At 48.0% G+C, this 18,641-nt stretch carries 15 protein-coding genes; 8 read left to right on the top strand and 7 right to left on the bottom strand.

Annotation, left to right across the window (positions count from 1 at the left end; genetic code table 11):
- Nucleotides 1–56: 56 nt before the first annotated feature.
- The 5 genes from DVO77_RS01265 to DVO77_RS01290 all read right to left on the bottom strand — a co-directional run bounded on the left by DVO77_RS01265 (nucleotide 57) and on the right by DVO77_RS01290 (nucleotide 8,328).
- Nucleotides 57–2,036 carry a BCCT family transporter gene (locus DVO77_RS01265; protein WP_119976984.1) on the bottom strand — a complete coding sequence of 660 codons (1,980 nt, stop codon included), beginning with the start codon at nucleotides 2,034–2,036 and terminating at the stop codon, nucleotides 57–59.
- A 635-nt stretch (nucleotides 2,037–2,671) separates the two neighbouring features.
- Nucleotides 2,672–3,373: a phosphate signaling complex protein PhoU gene (phoU, locus tag DVO77_RS01275; RefSeq protein WP_110458136.1), complete on the bottom strand. Its 702-nt coding sequence runs from the start codon at nucleotides 3,371–3,373 to the stop codon at nucleotides 2,672–2,674.
- 87 nt (nucleotides 3,374–3,460) lie between these two features.
- Entirely contained in the window at nucleotides 3,461–4,279 is an 819-nt protein-coding gene (gene pstB, locus DVO77_RS01280) for a phosphate ABC transporter ATP-binding protein PstB (protein ID WP_119976985.1), read from the bottom strand.
- A 77-nt stretch (nucleotides 4,280–4,356) separates the two neighbouring features.
- A complete protein-coding gene (gene pstA / locus DVO77_RS01285) occupies nucleotides 4,357–6,009 on the bottom strand; it encodes a phosphate ABC transporter permease PstA (protein ID WP_119976986.1) in 1,653 nt (550 codons plus the stop codon).
- A 60-nt stretch (nucleotides 6,010–6,069) separates the two neighbouring features.
- A complete protein-coding gene (locus DVO77_RS01290) occupies nucleotides 6,070–8,328 on the bottom strand; it encodes an ABC transporter permease subunit (RefSeq protein WP_119976987.1) in 2,259 nt (752 codons plus the stop codon).
- Nucleotides 8,329–8,511: 183 nt separating this feature from the next.
- On the opposite strand from DVO77_RS01290, the gene DVO77_RS01295 reads away from it, so the two are divergent.
- From DVO77_RS01295 to DVO77_RS01320, 6 genes are all read left to right on the top strand, one after another.
- Nucleotides 8,512–9,009, top strand: coding sequence for a glycine cleavage system transcriptional repressor (locus tag DVO77_RS01295; RefSeq protein ID WP_110458192.1), 498 nt, complete (start codon nucleotides 8,512–8,514; stop codon nucleotides 9,007–9,009).
- Nucleotides 9,010–9,180: 171 nt separating this feature from the next.
- Nucleotides 9,181–10,023 carry a DUF2797 domain-containing protein gene (locus DVO77_RS01300; RefSeq protein ID WP_373317408.1) on the top strand — a complete coding sequence of 281 codons (843 nt, stop codon included), beginning with the start codon at nucleotides 9,181–9,183 and terminating at the stop codon, nucleotides 10,021–10,023.
- Between the two features lie 377 nt (nucleotides 10,024–10,400).
- Nucleotides 10,401–10,994 carry a LysE family translocator gene (locus DVO77_RS01305; protein ID WP_110458140.1) on the top strand — a complete coding sequence of 198 codons (594 nt, stop codon included), beginning with the start codon at nucleotides 10,401–10,403 and terminating at the stop codon, nucleotides 10,992–10,994.
- A gap of 115 nt (nucleotides 10,995–11,109) precedes the next feature.
- Nucleotides 11,110–11,625 (top strand): DUF1415 domain-containing protein, encoded by a 516-nt coding sequence (locus DVO77_RS01310; RefSeq protein WP_119977091.1) that lies wholly within the window; start codon nucleotides 11,110–11,112, stop codon nucleotides 11,623–11,625.
- Between the two features lie 39 nt (nucleotides 11,626–11,664).
- Nucleotides 11,665–12,414 carry a ribonuclease H family protein gene (locus DVO77_RS01315; RefSeq protein ID WP_119976988.1) on the top strand — a complete coding sequence of 250 codons (750 nt, stop codon included), beginning with the start codon at nucleotides 11,665–11,667 and terminating at the stop codon, nucleotides 12,412–12,414.
- 110 nt (nucleotides 12,415–12,524) lie between these two features.
- Nucleotides 12,525–13,178: a cupin domain-containing protein gene (locus tag DVO77_RS01320; RefSeq protein ID WP_119976989.1), complete on the top strand. Its 654-nt coding sequence runs from the start codon at nucleotides 12,525–12,527 to the stop codon at nucleotides 13,176–13,178.
- Between the two features lie 20 nt (nucleotides 13,179–13,198).
- Here DVO77_RS01320 and DVO77_RS01325 read toward each other — a convergent pair whose 3' ends face one another.
- Together DVO77_RS01325 and rnk are read right to left on the bottom strand one after the other, a co-directional pair.
- Nucleotides 13,199–14,245: an NAD(P)H-dependent flavin oxidoreductase gene (locus DVO77_RS01325; RefSeq protein WP_119976990.1), complete on the bottom strand. Its 1,047-nt coding sequence runs from the start codon at nucleotides 14,243–14,245 to the stop codon at nucleotides 13,199–13,201.
- A gap of 408 nt (nucleotides 14,246–14,653) precedes the next feature.
- Nucleotides 14,654–15,067: a nucleoside diphosphate kinase regulator gene (gene rnk / locus DVO77_RS01330; RefSeq protein ID WP_110458144.1), complete on the bottom strand. Its 414-nt coding sequence runs from the start codon at nucleotides 15,065–15,067 to the stop codon at nucleotides 14,654–14,656.
- Between the two features lie 874 nt (nucleotides 15,068–15,941).
- Between rnk and DVO77_RS01335 the strand changes: the two genes are divergently transcribed.
- Nucleotides 15,942–17,858 carry a methyl-accepting chemotaxis protein gene (locus DVO77_RS01335; protein WP_119976991.1) on the top strand — a complete coding sequence of 639 codons (1,917 nt, stop codon included), beginning with the start codon at nucleotides 15,942–15,944 and terminating at the stop codon, nucleotides 17,856–17,858.
- A gap of 296 nt (nucleotides 17,859–18,154) precedes the next feature.
- Nucleotides 18,155–18,589, top strand: a complete 435-nt coding sequence (locus DVO77_RS01340; RefSeq protein ID WP_119976992.1) for an LETM1 domain-containing protein — start codon at nucleotides 18,155–18,157, stop codon at nucleotides 18,587–18,589.
- Nucleotides 18,590–18,641 lie beyond the last annotated feature (52 nt).

The following is an 18,641-nucleotide window of genomic DNA, read 5'->3' on the forward strand; positions in this document are numbered from 1 at the left end:
AAAGCCCAAATCCTAAGATTTGGGCTTTTAAATCACTTGCGGTGATCTATTGGATATTAAGTGTTTTCGTCGCTGACATATTCTGAGCTCGACAGATGCAGATAATGCAAATAGCGCTCATACTGGGTCACCACGTCGGCCAAAATCTGCTCCTCGGTGTAACCCATCACGTCATAATGCTGACCGCCATGCTCAAGGAACACTTCCACCCGATAATAATTAACATCGCCGTCTTTAATCTCGGCTTCTAATGGATTAGGGATTGTATAAGCCCGTATCCTTAAGCCGTAGACAAAGTCACCCTGCTCTGTTTCTTGAATGATAAAGCGCACTCTGTCTTCAACATATTGCATCTGCGCCGGAATATTCCGCTTCACAAAGCTTAAACAGGCCTTTTCTAAAGCGGGTGCAGCAACATGTTTTAAAAACAGCACGGCATCTTCGTGGCTGGGATGCGACACCAGTACATCGATGCGATCTTCCCAACTGACGTTGGTCTTAGCGTATTGCACACTGGTATTGTGTGACTGCACGCTGTTGATCTTAAGCCAATCGTCCTGCAATGCCTTAAATAAGCCAAAACACATCAGCAGCATCACTAACAAAAAGGGCATCGCACTGGCTATCGCTACCGTCTGTAAGGCTTGTAACCCGCCAGCAAGCAACAACACTGAAGCCACCACCCCTTGCAGTAGCGCCCAAAAAATACGCTGCCATACTGGCGAATTAGGATCACCGCCCGAGGTCAGGTTATCTATCACCAACGACCCTGAGTCTGACGAGGTAACAAAAAAGGTTACCACTAGACACAAGGCGATTGTCGATAACAGAGTCGACATCGGCATATGCTCGAAAAACATAAACAAAGCCACCGATACATCGGAAGAGACCGCCTCGCTTAGATAGGTCGCGCCATGGTTCATGATGGCATCGATAGCGGTATTACCAAATACGGTCATCCACATAAAGGTTAAGGCCGAAGGCACAAATAATACACCGATTAAAAACTCACGGATCGTGCGTCCACGGGATACGCGTGCAATAAAGGTACCCACAAATGGAGACCAAGAGATCCACCAGCCCCAATAAAGCAGGGTCCAGCCACCAAGCCAATCATTTTTCTGCTCATAGGCATAGAGGTTAAATGTCTTACCGACAATGTCACTTAAATAGGCACCGGTATTTTGGACAAACGCCTGTAATAAGGCGACTGTTGGGCCAAATAGCAACACAAATATCAGCAATAAGATGGCGAGACCTAGGTTAAGCTCACTGAGGCGCTTTACCCCTTTGTCGAGGCCAGAAAAGACCGATAACGTGGCAATAAGGCTAATGGCGATAATCAACACCACCTGCACAGTGGCAGAAATCGGCACTCCAAGCAGGTAATTGAGTCCAGAGTTAACCTGTAACACGCCAAAGCCTAATGAGGTGGCCACACCAAATAAGGTACCTAATACCGCAAAGGTATCCACCGCGTGACCTATTGGGCCATAAATGCGCTCACCGATTAACGGATATAAGGCACTGCGGGGGAGCAAGGGTAATTTATGACGATAAGAGAAGTAAGCTAAACACAACGCCACCACAGCGTAGATGGCCCAAGCGTGAATACCCCAGTGGAAAAAGGTGATTTTCATGGCATCTTTTGCAGCCTGAATGCTTTGTGGGTCGGCATCGGGCGGTGCTAAAAAGTGCATCACCGGCTCTGCCACACCAAAAAACATCAAACCAATCCCCATACCAGCCGAAAACAGCATGGCTATCCAGCTTTTATAGCTGTAATCGGGTTCTGAATGGTCGGGGCCTAATTTTATATCACCAAAACGACTGACCATTACAAAGATAATAAAAATTAAGAAAATAGCCACTGCCAAGATATAAAGCCAACCGGTTTTCATCTCTAGCCAGTGCTGAGCAGATTTAAATATAGTTTGTGCCTGTTCAGGCCATATGGCTCCCACAAACACCATAATAAAAATCATGACCACCGATGAATAAAACACCGGTGGGTTGATACTCGATTTTATCGACATAGTTCCTCTCAACATAAACTAATACCACACAGCCCAACTGCTGACTGCCTAGCTAAATTTGATGCTATCCATGAGATGCCATTAAGTCATATGGCCATGGTCAGCACGCTTCTGAGTGAACATTTAAACAAGATATACACAACGGCATAGGCCAAAGCTATCTCGACCTACGCAACAAATTACATTAAATAACAACCATTAATAAAGCGCTATTGAATACAATCTACCTTCACCAGAAGCTGGCGAAGTATACCCGAAATCCCTTTTCAATTCACCCTCTGACTAAATCGTGCAAATATTAATCGATACCGATAAACAAAAGAGCAGCCTTGAAGGCTGCTCTTATTGCGACTGAGTTTAACCCGACTGGCTAGGGCCTGTTGATCTTTGCTGGTTGAATTTTGTTCGAGAAAAAAACGTGTTAATCGAGGCGAGTGGATTGCAGCCTAGTCATCTAAGCAAAATTCACTTAACAAAGAGTAAAACGTTTTTAGCCGAACCCTTCGGGCAGCGTTTGTTGGGGATTTTTACTGCGTTCTCAGCTTTTTATGTAGAATAACTACACTGCGAAGCTTCTGCCTTGTATAAATACCCAGCAATTCGCTGCAAAAACAACCTTGAAAGCTCAACAGGCCCTAGATATTTTTCATCTCTTCATAGGAAGTGTGGCGCACATCTTTGCCTTTGACATAATAAATGATGTATTCACATATATTTTGGCAACGATCCCCTACCCGCTCGACCGCGCGAGCCGCCCATAACACATCAAGTACTTCGGGGATTGAGCGTGGATCTTCCATCATATAGGTCATCAACTGGCGAATAATGCCCTCATATTCACTGTCGAGCTTGATATCTTCTTTATGCAGTTCAAGGGCCACGTCGGCATCCATGCGCGCTAAGGCATCTAAAGTGGCATGTAAGGTGCGGGTGGCATGACGGCCCATATTCTCGATGCTGACCAATAGCGGTTGTTGGTTTTTCAATCGCTTGTCTAATGCCGCCTTGGCAATCTTAACGCACGCATCACCAATACGTTCTAAGTCAGTGATGGTTTTAGAAATGGCGATGATCAAACGTAAATCACTGGCAGCAGGCTGACGTTTGGCGATGATGCGGGTGCACTCTTCATCGATAGACACCTCCATACCATTGACCGTATGGTCGCCTTCAATCACCTGCTGCGCCAGTTCGACATCTAAATTGCCAAGCGCATCGAGCGCTTGCTCTAATTGGCGTTCGACCAAGCCACCCATGGCCAATACGCGATGACGAATATCATCCAGCTCAGCGTTAAACTGACCCGAGATATGTTTATTTAAGTTCATGTTTTCCATAAAAATTCAACCTTGTTAAATGTCATCAATTCCGTGCCATCGGCAACAGACTTAGCCCGCCAAGCAAAGCTTGCTATCTCAATGAGATTAGCCATAACGCCCGGTGATATAATCTTCGGTCTTCTTCTGCTTAGGGGTGGTAAAGATGGTGTTAGTGTCGGCATATTCCACTAACTCTCCCATGTACATAAAGGCCGTTTGATCTGACACCCTTGCGGCTTGTTGCATATTATGGGTCACTATCACCACAGTATATTGCGATTTTAAGTCGGTGATCAGCTCCTCAATGGTTAAGGTCGAGATAGGATCCAAGGCCGATGTGGGCTCATCCAATAGCAAGACTTCTGGCTCAATGGCAATGGCTCTGGCGATCACCAAACGCTGCTGCTGCCCGCCCGACAAGCCAAAAGCGTTATCGTGTAACCTGTCTTTGACTTCATCCCAAATGGCTGCGCCGCGCAGCGAGCGCTCCGCCGCTTCATCGAGTTGACGACGATTGTTAATGCCTTGTAACCGCAAGCCATACACCACATTTTCATAAATCGACTTAGGGAACGGGTTCGGACGCTGAAACACCATGCCCACATTGCGACGTAATGAAGCCACATCGACATTTTTGGCGTAGATGTTTTGCCCATGCAGTAAAATCTCGCCACTGATATGGCAGTTATCCACTAAATCGTTCATGCGATTGATGCAGCGCAGCAAGGTTGACTTACCACAGCCACTGGGGCCGATAAAGGCGGTCACTTGCTTTTTCGGGATCTTCATCGACACATCAAAGAGCGCCTGTTTATCGGCATATTTAAGATCCAAGTTGCGGATCTCTAGTGCCGTCTGTTCACTGCTTAAGTTATCTAAATCTACCGGCGCGGTTTGCATTACCGACTTATCTATCGAAATCATATCTGTTCCTAATCACTTCAGGATAAAAGGATATTGGCGCTCAAGCCGAGCTTAAGCACTATGTAATCTATGCCCAATTAATGTTCTAGCGAGCGATACTTCTCACGCAAGTGGTTGCGCACGGCGATGGCCGTTAAGTTTAAGCTCACAATCACAGACACCAATAAAAATGAGGTCGCATACACTAAGGGCCGCGCCGCTTCAACATTGGGACTCTGGAAACCGACATCATAAATATGGAAACCTAAATGCATGAATTTACGTTCTAAATGCACAAATGGAAAGTTCATGTCTATCGGCAATGTGGGCGCTAATTTAACCACACCCACCAACATCAATGGCGCCACCTCACCGGCGGCGCGGGCCACCGCTAAAATAAGCCCGGTCATAATCGCAGGGCTCGCCATGGGCAACACAATGCGCCATAGGGTTTCCGCTTTCGTCGCCCCCAATGCCAAGCTGCCTTGACGCACCGCACTAGGAATACGGCTTAAGCCCTCCTCGGTGGAGACAATCACCACAGGCAAGGTCAAAATCGCCAAGGTGAGTGCGGCCCATATCACCCCAGGTGAGCCAAAGGTGGGCGATGGTAAGGCCTCGGGGTAAAACAGTTGATCGAGCGAGCCACCCAACATATAGACAAAAAAGCCTAAACCAAACACACCGTATACAATCGACGGCACGCCGGCTAAGTTGATCACCGCAATGCGGATCATCTTAGTGATGGGGCCTTTTTTGGCGTATTCATGTAGGTAAACCGCGGCAATGACACCAAAGGGGGTCACAATCACCGCCATCAACATCACCATAAATACGGTACCAAAAATGGCCGGAAACACGCCACCTTCGGTGTTGGCTTCGCGAGGATCGGCGCTGACAAAATTGCCCACCCCTTTAAACCAGTGGACTAACTTACCGACGATACCTAAACGATTAGAATAGGTGACACCTAAAATAGTATCGAGTTTAAGCACCACCTCTTCACCACGCATATCGCGCACCACAACCGCATCGCGAGCCGCCGCTTGACGCAGGGCAAAGAAGGTTTTTTCCAGCTCAAGGTACTCATTTTGCAGCCGCTCACGTTCGCTCGCCAGCGCCTGCTTACGGCTGTCGGTCAGGGCGTTATCTAATTCATAACCCCGCTGCTTGAGACGCAAGTTTTCGAGCTGATAGTTTATCGAGCCAATGTCGCCTTTTTGCAGCGACACCGCTTGGTCACTCAAGGCGACGGCCCGCTCGATATGTGACTCAAATGAGGCTTCGACATCATCTAACGCTAATCGTTTGCCATCTTCGATAATGGCAATAGGATAACCGTAAAAATCGCCATTTTTGCTACGCTCAAGCTTAGCCACATCATAGGGCGCGGTGCGCGAGACGATATCAGTGGCCAACACCCAACGAAAGTCCAGATTCACAAACTCACGGTTACCCGTTTTAATTAAGTAACGGGTGACCGTTTCACCTGGATGCTGCTTAAACTGGTGCCCCGCCGACAACAAACGCTCGGTAGGTACAGCTTCGGTGTCGTAAATCTCACCAATTAAGGTTGAACGTACTCCTTGTTGATCCACTAACTCCCACTGATAGATCTCTGCTGGCCAGAAATAACTCAGTCCGCGCCATGCGATTAACAGCAGCAATCCCAACACGGCAATCAAGCTAATACTCACGGCGCCGCCCGTCATCCAGATCCACGGCGAACCCGATTTAAACCACTTACCCATTACATAAGCCTCTTAAGGTCACAGGCGAAAATATTAATGTCGAAAACATACTGGCCTCCACTACAATGAGCTGTAGCGTTCACGTAAACGCTGTCTCACCACTTCAGCAATGGTGTTAACTAAGAAGGTAAAGATAAACAGCACGAACGCCGCCAAGAACAGCACTCGATAATGGGAGCTACCAATGGCAGATTCTGGCATCTCGACCGCGATATTGGCTGCCAAGGTGCGCATGCCTTCAAATACACTCCATTCCATAATGGCGGTATTACCCGTGGCCATGAGTACTATCATGGTTTCGCCGACCGCGCGCCCAAGCCCCATCATCACCGCAGAGAAAATACCTGGGCTGGCGGTTAATAACACCACTCGGGTTAGGGTTTGCCAGTTAGTTGCCCCCAGTGCCAAACTGCCATTTGACAGATGGCGCGGCACAGAGAACACCGCATCTTCGGCAATGGAGAAAATGGTTGGGATCACCGCAAAGCCCATGGCGATACCGACCACTAAGGCATTACGTTGATCGAAAGTGATCCCCAGCTCGTTAGTGATATACATGCGCGAATCACCGCCAAAGAAGACCTGCTCAACCACGGGACTGATGTAAAATGAGAACCAACCGATAAACACGATAACCGGTAACAGCATGAGCTCTTGATAGGTCTCTGGCAGGCGTTGTTTCCAGCGCCCTGGCAACTGATGCCAGGCAAAGGCGGTGAGCAAAATGCTGCAGGGCAGCAGCACCAGTAACAGCAAGAGCCCAGGGAGATTATCTTCAATTAACGGCGCTAACCATAAACCAGCTAAGAAACCCAAGATCACCGTAGGTAAGGCCTCCATGATCTCAATGGTGGGCTTTACCACGGCACGCACCTTTGGCGACATAAAGTATGCAGTATAGATAGCGCCTGCAATAGCAAGCGGCGTGGCGAACAGCATGGCATATAAGGCCGCTTTCATGGTGCCAAATGCCAAGGGCATTAAGCTTAATTTCGCTTCAAAATCATCCGAGCCCGAAGTCGACTGCCATACATATTGCGGCTCAGGGTACCCCTCATACCACACCTTGTCCCACATGGCGCTCCACGACACCTCTGGATGACTATTGTCCACGGCAAACAAGTGTAATTGCCCGCCCGCCTCGACCACTAAAGCATTGGAGCGCGGGCTAAAGCCCATCACGCCGGGTTGCTTAAGATCAAAGCGTTGGGAAAATAGCTTACGTTGACTGGTGGTATATAAGAGGTTTAATTCGCCTGAGTCGCTAATAGTGGCGAAACTTTTACGATAAAACTCGCTAGCGATACGCTTAACACCCGCCTGATTGCTAAATTGGCGGATCGCTTGATACTGGCGGCCTTTGTCACCATTAACCTGAAAATACTGCAATATCAAGCCATTATCATAACTTACCAATACCGAACTGGCACCTGCCAGCAAGGAGACATCGGTCACCTTGGTTTTGGCTCGCTCCAATTCAATCACCTGCATTAAGGTGATCGCTTCTGCATCACGAATATCATAGACAAATAGCCGGTTACCCGAACGCAGCAGTAACTGGCGTTGATCTGGCGTCATTAACTGCTGCTGCACTTGCACTGGCGCATCACTTATCACGCTGGAGGTCGCCGTCCATTCCACCTCCTCGGTCATCATGTTCTCTTCGCCCTCTTGGCGTGAAAGAAACCATTGCCCCGCGTCGCTGCGATAGGCAAAACTCATTCTATCGCTTGAGTAAGCAAAAGTGAGCTGATTAAGCGCCACATCGCCACCGGCCACTTGCAGTAAAGGTTGCCCTAACGGAAAGCTCACATTCGGGGTAATGAGTCGCTGGTTATCTGGATAGGTCACGCCAAACTGAAGATCGGCGATGATCACTTGGCCATTTGATAAGCCATAAGCGAAGCGTTGCTGGCTAGGAAAGGCGGTGGCACTGCTAACAATGCGTGCATCGGAGGGGATCTCTATACTATTGGTTTCAATAAGCTGACCTGTAGTTGCACGATAAAACTGCACTTCACCTTGACTGGTGACCCGATAAATAATTTCATTTTGCTCATCGCTGCCTACCATCAAGGTAGCGACATCGGGTTTATCGAGCTGGGCGGTCATAACCGGTGTGACATCGGCGCCATCAAAAATCGGCTTCACCACATACAGCAGATAAAAGAAGATCAACAGCAAGGCGACAAACACCATGGTGCCGCCAAACGTTACCCCTACTTGGGTGAGCTTATCTTGCCAAGCTCGTCGATTAGAGCCCCTTCCCATCAACAGTTTTGCTGCAGTAGAACCAGGTTGAGTTACCTGAGTTTCCATTAAGAACCTCGTTTATGTTTGTTCTGTAGAGTTTTCACTGGGATTGTTGTTATACCTATGTTAACAATAGTCAAACATGCATATCCCATTGCTGACGGTCGAGATTATATGACGTCAAGATGACATTATTGTTACAGCGACACAATGGCATCAATATTAACCAACTTACGGAGTTTTAGCGAAATGTTACGATACCTAGTTACCCTGCAAGTAGCCGATAAACAAGGCTTAGTTGAACAGATTGCTCATATCGTTAGCCGACACGGTGGCCACTGGCTCGACTCAGAGCTGCGTCATATCGATGGTCTATTTGCCGCCATCTTATTACTTGAAGTGCCAGCAGCTAATTGGGAAACCTTGCTCGAGAACCTCGAATGTATCGATGGCTTAAGCCTAACCTATGCCAAAACCCGCCATAAGCTCACCCCGAGCCGCTACCAAGCTTATTCGCTGGTGGCTTATGACAGGCCTGGGCTTGTGCACCAAATATCCAATAAAATTAGTGAACTTGGACTCAATATAGAGCGACTGTCTACCCAGTATGAGAGCGCCAGTCACACTGGCGTAGCGCTCTTTAGGGCTAACTTTAGCCTGAATATTCCGAATGATGATATCGAACAGCAGCTGCGCTTAGCGCTCTACACTATCGGCGATGACGTGGTGCTCGATACCAACGCCTAAGCTTAAACGGAACCTGCGATACCGATTGTTAATTCATCACCCGCTTCGCGGCCAGTTAACAATCGGTAAAACCAATCAAAAACATTGCTAGCAATCTGATATAATCTAGCGTCATCGCGATGCTACTCGCACTATTTAGCTATTTTCATTTATTTTATATCGGACTCCATGATGCCAAATGCCCCAATCAGCGGAAACATCCGCAAGATGCGTTCTGCGCTCGATAGCCAAGGCCAAGTACAATACCAGTTGCCACTGTCTGACCACCTTATCGAGATGAATCCGCTTATCGGCCGTCAAGTCACCCTTACTCACACTGGCCATATTTACTGCAGTCATTGCAGTAAAAAAACCAAGAAGAGTTATTCACAAGGCCATTGTTTCGTCTGCATGAAAAAGCTCGCCAGCTGCGATATGTGTATTATGAAACCGGAAACCTGCCATTTTGAACAAGGCACCTGCCGCGAGCCACAGTGGGGCGAAGATAACTGCTTCGTGCCGCACTATGTGTATTTATCTAACACCTCGGGCCTAAAAGTGGGTATTACCCGCCATACTCAGTTGCCGACCCGCTGGATAGATCAGGGCGCCACCCAAGGCTTAGCCATATTGAAGGTCTCAAGCAGACAGTTATCGGGCCTTGTAGAAGTGGAGTTGGCAAAAATGATCGCCGACAAAACCAATTGGCGCACTATGCTCAAAGGCAACGCCCAGCCGCTAGATTTAGCCGCCCACGCCCAGGCGCTGCTACCGCAAATTGAGACCCGGATGCACGAGTTATCGATGCAACATGGTGAATATGCCATTGAGCAACTCGATGAAGAGATCGTTACTATTAATTACCCTGTCAACGCGTTCCCCAACAAAATTGCCTCGCATAACTTTGACAAAGATCCTCTGGTCAGTGGCACGCTAATGGGGATTAAAGGCCAGTACCTGATTTTTGATACGGGCGTTATCAACCTAAGAAAGTTCACCTCCTATGAGATAAGCCTTAGCGCAGACGAGGGTTAGAATTCTCTTAGCCATGCCCAATAAAGGCGCCGATGGCGCCTTTATTCGCCTCGCTCATTATCGATAATCTGGATCATAGATAAGCACTTAACTTGTTATAAAGCCTGAGAGTATCACCTCAAAACGTGAACAATGGAGGCTGCTGACTGGCGATGGGGTTAACCCCTTGTGCCCAACATTTTTAGCCCGCTTTTATTATCCCTCTTTTGTTACTCCTCTTTGAACAAGCAACCAGGGGGCTCGCCCTATCGCAACCCGGGTAACCAATCCTGCTACAAATTAGGCGCCGTTATGATGGCTGACATTTTTTACTGGCAAGGCGTGATATTCTCGGCGATGATGTGCCACTGACTTTAAGCGACTAAACGATTACCTTCATGGAACTTGTCTTGGCTATTGCGCTGTTTGCGTTTTCCTCTGGTATTACCCCAGGGCCTAATAACATCATGTTGATGTCTTCAGGGGTCAACTTTGGTATCAAACCCAGTTTGCCTCATCTTGCGGGGATCTGCATTGGGTTTCCTGCCATGGTGCTGGCGATAGGCCTAGGCTTAAGCACCCTGTTTCAACGTTACCCCATACTGCATGTCGCCATAAAATATATTGGCATCACCTACTTACTCTATCTTGCCTGGCTGATCGCGAATAGCAGCAGTAAGATGGAGGGCAAACACACTAGTCGACCACTCAGTTTTATCCAGGCCGCGGCTTTTCAGTGGGTTAACCCTAAAGGCTGGATCATGGCGGTGGGCGCGGTAGCCACCTTTACCACCCTAGAGCAACCGCTCACAGGCCAAGTGCTCACCATTGCCTCGGTTTTTTTAAGCGTGGCCTTTCCCTGTGCCATCGTCTGGTTAGGCTTTGGGGTTGCTTTAAAACGGTTACTAAAAAACCAGCGGCAACAAAAAGCGTTTAACATCACCATGGCACTCTTGCTTGTGCTGTCTATCATCCCTATGATCGCGCCTTAATTCTCCCCAACGATTGTGCCGTCATAGGCTTAGGGGATATTGATAATAATGGAGACACCAGGTGACACTGCAACGACCAGCAACCGATGACTTTACCCAGGCCATAGCCACCGAGATGCAGCATTGGGTCGAACGGGTCATCATGAAATACAATATCTGCCCATTTGCCCGCCAAGAGGTGTTGGCCGATACCATACGTTACCGAGTCGTGGAAAACCGCCAACTGGATGACGTGCTCAACGCCTTAATCGATGAATGCCAACTGCTCGATGCCCATGGCGAGATAGAAACCACGCTACTGATCTTACCGCGCGGATTTGAAGGGTTTTACCTCTATCTGGATTTGGTCGACATGGCCAATGATCTGCTTATTGAGCAAGGCTATGAGGGGATTTATCAACTGGCGAGCTTTCACCCTGATTACTGTTTCGATGGCGAGCCACAAGATAGTGCGGCCAACTACACTAACCGTGCCCCTTATCCGACACTGCATATTATTCGTGAAGCGAGCATGGAACAGGCGCTGGCCAATTATGCTGATCCCGAGTCGATCCCAGAGCGTAATATCGCCTTTGCCGAACGTAAAGGCACTGAATTTTTCGTTAAACTCTTGCGTGACTGCAAGCAATAATACTCACAACGATTGGCACAAGGTTAAGACGAGATAAACATGGCAACAAAATATTATGTAGTTTGGGCAGGACGTGAAACTGGTATTTTTACCAGTTGGCCTCAAACCAAAGCCTTAGTCGATGGTTTTGCAGGCGCCCGCTATAAGTCATTTAAAACCGAAGCCGAAGCCAAAGCCGCTTTTGCTAAAGGTGGCGTCAGTGCCCGCCCTAGCCCATCGGCTAACAAGCCGAAAAGCCAAGCCACTGCCAACGCCAGCGCCGCGCCTGACAGTGATGTGGATATCTATACCGATGGCGGCTGTGAGCCCAACCCTGGCAAAGCAGGATCTGGGCTAGCACTGTATCGACAAGGTGAACTTGCCGAGCTGTGGTACGGTTTATATAACCCTAAGGGGACCAATAACACCGCAGAATTAAATGCCCTATTGCAAGCACTGCTGATGGCAAAAACCGAACTTGCGCGCGGTAATAGCGTTCATATTCACAGTGACTCTCAATATGCCTTAAATTGCATTACCAATTGGGCTTATGGCTGGAAAGCCAAAGGTTGGAAGCGCAAAACCGCAGGCGACATTGCTAATTTAGAGATAATCCAACAGGCCCACACCCTGTATGATGAGCTCAAAACTGAGCTAAAAATATCCCATGTTGCTGCCCACGTAGGCATTGAGGGTAATGAACTCGCCGATCGCATGTCAATCTATGCTATCGATAAGCAAGACTGTGACTTTAATCGTTACCCTGCGCCATTTTCGCTCGATGAGATACTGGCACTGCGCGCCGGATAATCGGCCTATTACGCGCAATATGGTCGCGCTAATCTAGCGCGACCATAACTACCCCGTTTGAGCCCACTTGGGCTTAAACATAACCCATCAATGAGTTAGGGAGTCACAATATGTTCAACATGGATTTCACTCAGCGATTGGCTATCGACACCCAGCAGCAAGACTGGCAAGCAAGCCCAGCCAAAGGGGTATGGCGTAAGCCACTTGAGCGTGAAGCCAAAGAGTCTGGCCACACCACTAGCATAGTCAAATATGAGGCTGGCTCGGCGTTTGCCAGTCATACTCACCCACTGGGTGAAGAGATTTTAGTGCTTGAAGGTGTATTTTCTGATGAACACGGCGACTACCCTGCCGGCAGTTACATCCGTAATCCTCCCGGCAGCCAACACGCCCCCTTTAGCCTGCAAGGTTGCACCTTATTGGTTAAGCTCAATCAATTTGACCCACATGACAGTAGCACTGTGCGCATCGACACCCGTAATACTCCTTGGCAACAAGGCATAGGCGGCTTGCAAGTCATGGGCTTACATCAGTTTGAACATGAACATGTAGCCTTAGTCAAATGGCCTGCGGGCGAGCGCTTTCAGCCCCATCGCCATTTTGGTGGCGAGGAGATCCTAGTGCTCTCGGGTGAGTTTCGTGATGAATTCGGGGTATATCCAGCCCATACTTGGCTGCGCAGCCCGCACATGAGCGAACATTTCCCCTACGTTGAACAAGAAACCGTCATTTGGGTTAAAACCGGCCACCTGCCAGTGATATAGCCGAGCCTAAACAGGTCTGTTTATTGTATTTTCCCCGCCAGTGACAGGGTCAGCTCGCTGGCACAAATGGCACGACAAGCTTGGCTATTTTGCCCACACCACAAGGGTGAGAAATCGCTGTTATAGTGTTTTTCTGCCACTTGTCTCAATTGCGTCAACTCAATTGCGGCATAGGGGAAGTCTGGCGCGTGTGGGCTCATGTAGCCCAATTCTCGCATCACACGATTAACAATGCCCCGCGCAGGACGCCCTGAAAACACATTGGTAATGGCAGTATGCATAGCGGCATCACTGGTGATCGCGGCGCGATGCAGCGGCGATGTAGTGGCTTGGTTCGTCAACAGATAAGCCGTGCCCACCTGTACCCCGACCGCCCCCAAGGTGAGTGCAGCTTTAACCCCTTGATGACAGCCAATCCCGCCTGCGGCAATCACAGGCACCTGGACTTGACTCGCCAATTGCGGCACCAACGCCGCCAGTCCCATTTGGGTTGACACATCACGGGTTAAGAACATGCCACGGTGACCGCCAGCCTCAAAGCCTTGGGCAATGATGGCATCGACACCTTGGGCCTCGAGCCAAAGTCCCTCTTTGAGTGTGGTCGCCGACGAGATCACCTTAGTGCCCCAGCTTTTAACCCGTTTAAGCAGTGTTGGCTCAGGCAAGCCAAAATGAAAACTGATAATGGGCGGGTTGAATGCCTCGACAGCATCGGCCATCTCATGACTAAAAGGAACTCGGCTGGCACCCTTTGGCTGGCTTTCACATTCGACCCCCAGCTCATTAAAATAAGGCGCTAATTGTGTCTGCCAACTGGCGTGTTGCTGCGCATCATAGGCTTGCACCTGATGACAAAAAAAGTTGAGATTAAAGGGGTTCGCCGTGGCGCGCTTAATAGTATTGATTTCATCTATCACTTGCTCTGGCGTCAACATACCGCATGGTAAGGAGCCTAAACCGCCAGCATCACTAACGGCTATCGCTAATGCACTGCCTTGTACCCCGGCCATGGGCGCTTGAATGATCGGCAGTTCAATACCCAACAGTGATTTCATTTGATGATCCATAAGCAACGTCCTTTGTGGGCTATGGTTGTAGCGTTAGTGACACAACCCCTTATCTCCGTGGTTTGTATCCGTGTGTGTTGCACTTTTATTGGCGACCCAACTCAAGCGCTGGTGCTCAAGGCAGGATTAAGAGTATCGACAGTCTCCGGGAGAAACCATCATGTGATGAACAACGCCCCACTTGGCTGTAGCGATTTTATCCTCAAATACCAAAGGTTATCGCTTGAATAAAGAGTCAGTCTAATAAATAGTGAGCCCAATTATCAACTCATTCAATCAATAACCTGTTCAATACCAGAGTTATTTCAATAAGAGACTTTGAGCTCACGTTAAAACGGGAGGTTTTATCTGACACTCGCCTGAATTAAGCCTATTGGGTGTAGCCTTGGCAATATTCAGTCATGACGTTTATAAGTGATATTCGCCCGCTCGCTCAGGTTGATATTCAACCGCGATGATCTTAACCAATAACTGACCTCCTCCTGGTTTTGGCCACTCAATTTCATCGCCTTCTTTTAACCCCAGTAGCGCACTGCCCACTGGGGCCAAAATTGAAATTTGACCCACATCGCCATTGTGGTTTTGAGGATAAACCAAGGTCAACGAGAACTCCTTGTCCGATGAGGCCACTTTAAAGCGCACTGTCGAGTTCATGGTCACTATGTTAGCGGGCATCTGCTCTGGAGGCAGGATCTTTGCTCGCTCAAGCTCAGTCATTAAATCATCAATTTCAGCGATATGCTGGCCATCTAACGAATCAATCATTTTTTCTAATCGAGCTAAGTCGATAGAAGATACTGTAATATTTGGCTTCTTACTCATAATTAATCTACCTAACCTTTGTAAATTTATTATTATCACTAACGCATCACCGTCAAGGCATGCGGTTAGGCTCAAACGCGTTCACTGTAATGCAACGCCGAGCCGACTATCTGATCTAGGCACTTATGATTGAACTTTCCCCATCATAAATCCCATATTATCCAAAACAGAGCAAGACAAACATCGCTCCTTTACCCTCCAAAAACTGAATTTTCGTTAATGAGTGACCGACCATAATCATGGCAATAAAGCCTAAAATAGGCAACGGGTTAAAACATTAAACCGAACACAACAAAATAATAAGATTAAAAATAAAAATCTTACTATTTCATAGCGATAAAACTTATAAATTAAAAACTAATTAAAAGCAATTGACGATATTGAGATGATGTAGAGGTGTAAAACCATGATAAAACTTGCACGATAATGACAGCTTAATAAATAGCATCTAAAACTTCAATACAAGATTCAGTTGAGAATTTATTGATTGTGAGATACAGGCGCTATTAAGCCAAAATCACTCCCTGTAAAATGCTTAGCGTTATGTAACAGCATTCACCCCACTCAGGATGTGAACATACAATTATGGTAAAAAATAGCAACCTAGATGTTAGCTGTGTTACCAAAAGTTAGCTAAAGCGAGACATTGTTGTAATTACAGCAAGATATGGACATTTTTATAGGTAAGATTCCTTATTCTAGATCAAGTTTACTCTAGAATTGTCGCTGTATATTCAAGAGTCAAAACAAGCTCGGCTCACTTACAAACAAACGGATAAACATAAAAAGGGAATTCGTTGTGTTTAGCTATGTCACCATTTAATGTGATTGGCAGCCTACGAGGCAGGCAATCGAAAAAGTAAAGGGTCAACAAGTGTTTAGAAATTTAACCATCGGGACTCGCCTCGCAGGCGGCTTTACCAGTTTAGTGGCGCTGACTGTCGCCATTATGGCAATCTTCTATCTAGTCAACTCAAACCAATTGATCTCTGAAGCAGAGAAGCGAGAAATGGAGAGCCTCTATGGCGCCGCCAGCTCGCAAATTAACACTCAGGCGCTGTTTGCTGAAGCCATGAGCGCAATTGTCGCCAATCAACCATCGGTAAAACAAGCCTTCGCAGAGGGCAACCGTGCTGAGCTGACCCGCGAATTCAAGCCCGTTTTTGATGTGCTTAAACAGCACTATGGCGTAGCGCAATTTCAGTTTCATACCGCCCCTGCCACCTCTTATCTACGCTTGCATAAACTAGACAAATACGATGACGACCTGTCCAATTTCCGCGAAACAATTGTACAAGTGAATCGCACACGTCAACCCGTTAGAGGCATGGACGGTGGCGTTGCTGGCATTGGTATTCGAGGCTTAGTCCCCATGAATTACCAAGGGCAACACACAGGATCGATTGAGTTTGGTCTTAACCTATCTCAAGATTTCGCCAACCGATTTAGCCAAGCATTTGGTAGCAATGTGGATATTGCGATTCATGCCGTCAACAATGGCAGCACCAAGGTGTTAGCCTCAACCATTAATGGGCAATCGTTCGTCAGCCAAGACGCTATCTTAGCGGCGTGGAAGGGACAAACCGTTATTGGCCAAAATAATAGCCAAAGCCGCCCATGGGCGACCTTAGTTAAAAATATTAATGACTTCTCTGGTAAACCTATTGCAGTTGTTGAAATCGCGATGGACAGAAGCTTTTATGCTAATTCTGCCAATAAGACGCGCAATTTCGTCATCATCATGGCCATCGCTGCCATTGCATTTGCCATGTTTATTGCCTATTGCTTGTCCCAAACCATTATTAGACCATTGAAATCGACTGTCACAACCCTGCAAGATATCGCCGAAGGTGAAGGCGACCTGACCCGCAGGCTAGATGAGAGCGGTCAAGATGAACTCAGTGATTTAGCCAAAGGCTACAACCTGTTTATCTCTAAAATTCAAGAGCTGGTACAGCAAGTGGCCGACTCAACAAATCAGATGGCTGCCGCCACAGAAGAGTTATCGGCAGTCGCTGGTGAAACCCGCCAAGGCGTTGTGACCCAGCGTGACCAAACCACTCAAGTGGCCACCGCCATGACCGAAATGGCCGCCTCTATCCAAGAGATAGCGGGCAATACTCATAACGCCGCAACCAATGCGCAAGCAACCACTGAAGTCGCCTTAGAGGGCAATCGCACGGTTGCGCGCAGCGTCGATGCGATTCACTCACTCGCGACAGAAGTGGAACAAGCCTCGCAAACCATCCGCGATCTGCAAGTGCAAAGTCGCAGTATTGAGCAAGTCCTTGAGGTGATCCGTAATATTGCCGAGCAAACCAACCTACTCGCCCTCAATGCCGCGATTGAAGCGGCGCGCGCAGGAGAGGCTGGCCGCGGTTTCGCCGTGGTGGCCGATGAAGTGCGTAACCTCGCCCAGCGTACCCAGCAGTCCACGGGGGAAATTGAAGAGATGGTGGCAGGTATTCAAAGCGGTACTCAAGATGCGGTCAATGTGATGCAGCGCAGTAGCCAAAAGAGTAATGATGCCGTCACTGAAATTGCGGGTACCCAAAGTACGCTCAACGAGATAAACCACTCAGTAGAGGCGATCCACGACATGAATATCCAAGTGTCGGCCGCCGTGGAGCAACAATCATTGGCCGCAGAAGAGGTCAACCGCAGCATTACCACCATTAGTGATATTGCAGAGCAGAGCGGCCAATCGGTGGAGCAAACCGCACAGGCGTGTGACGATCTTGCTAGACTGGCAGCGGGATTACAGGTATTGGTGGCGCGTTTTCGCGTATAGCCCTGAGTCAGTATTGACTCACTTACCCCGTGAGGTGTTAGCACCTCACGGGGTAAGCCCCTAAGATCCGTCAGCCTAGATGCCAGCAAAACTGGTCACTAAACTCTTTCAACAAACCGCCACCGACCTGTTTAGCCACAGTCTCTTGTTGTCCCATTAGCCTCATCTTAATAAACGACGCAACGCAATTGTGATCCGCTTTTTGATATTATCTACAACGCAAAAAAACGACCAAAAAGTTCTATCGCGCAGCGATAAAAGTAGGTGTCAGGATGACCCTATGAGACAATCGAGCAATGAAAATTTATCGTAAATTACATAAAGCGCCTTTTAGGGTATTTCATATCAGTCGGCGTCGAGCGGGCCTGCGTTTAAAACGCGATATGCTGGTACTTAAAGATGCCCTGTCACAAGAAAAACAGGAAACCAAAGAGATGTTGGTGACCTACAAACGCTACACTCGTAAACAGGCGAGTAAAGATGAGTTAAAGCTAGCCAATAGACAGTTAGCCGATCTTATTAAGGGCCTAGGTTTAGGCGTTTTTGCCGTGTTACCCTTTGCGCCAATCACTATCCCCATAGTGGTGAAACTGGCTAAGGTGGTGGGCGTTGAGATACTGCCTAGCTCTTTCAATAACTTATCAGAGCGAAAGGCCCATCTTAACCGTATGGCCCAACAGCATAAACGAGATATACACGTTGTAGAAAAAGTCAGCAATACCCCGCAGTAAATCACCCGCCACATTCACCTTGTGGCGCTAGCGTGATAATCTTAATTGATTT

The sequence above is a fragment of the Shewanella algidipiscicola genome, assembly GCF_003605125.1.
In the GTDB taxonomy this organism is placed as follows: Bacteria; Pseudomonadota; Gammaproteobacteria; order Enterobacterales; family Shewanellaceae; genus Shewanella; species Shewanella algidipiscicola.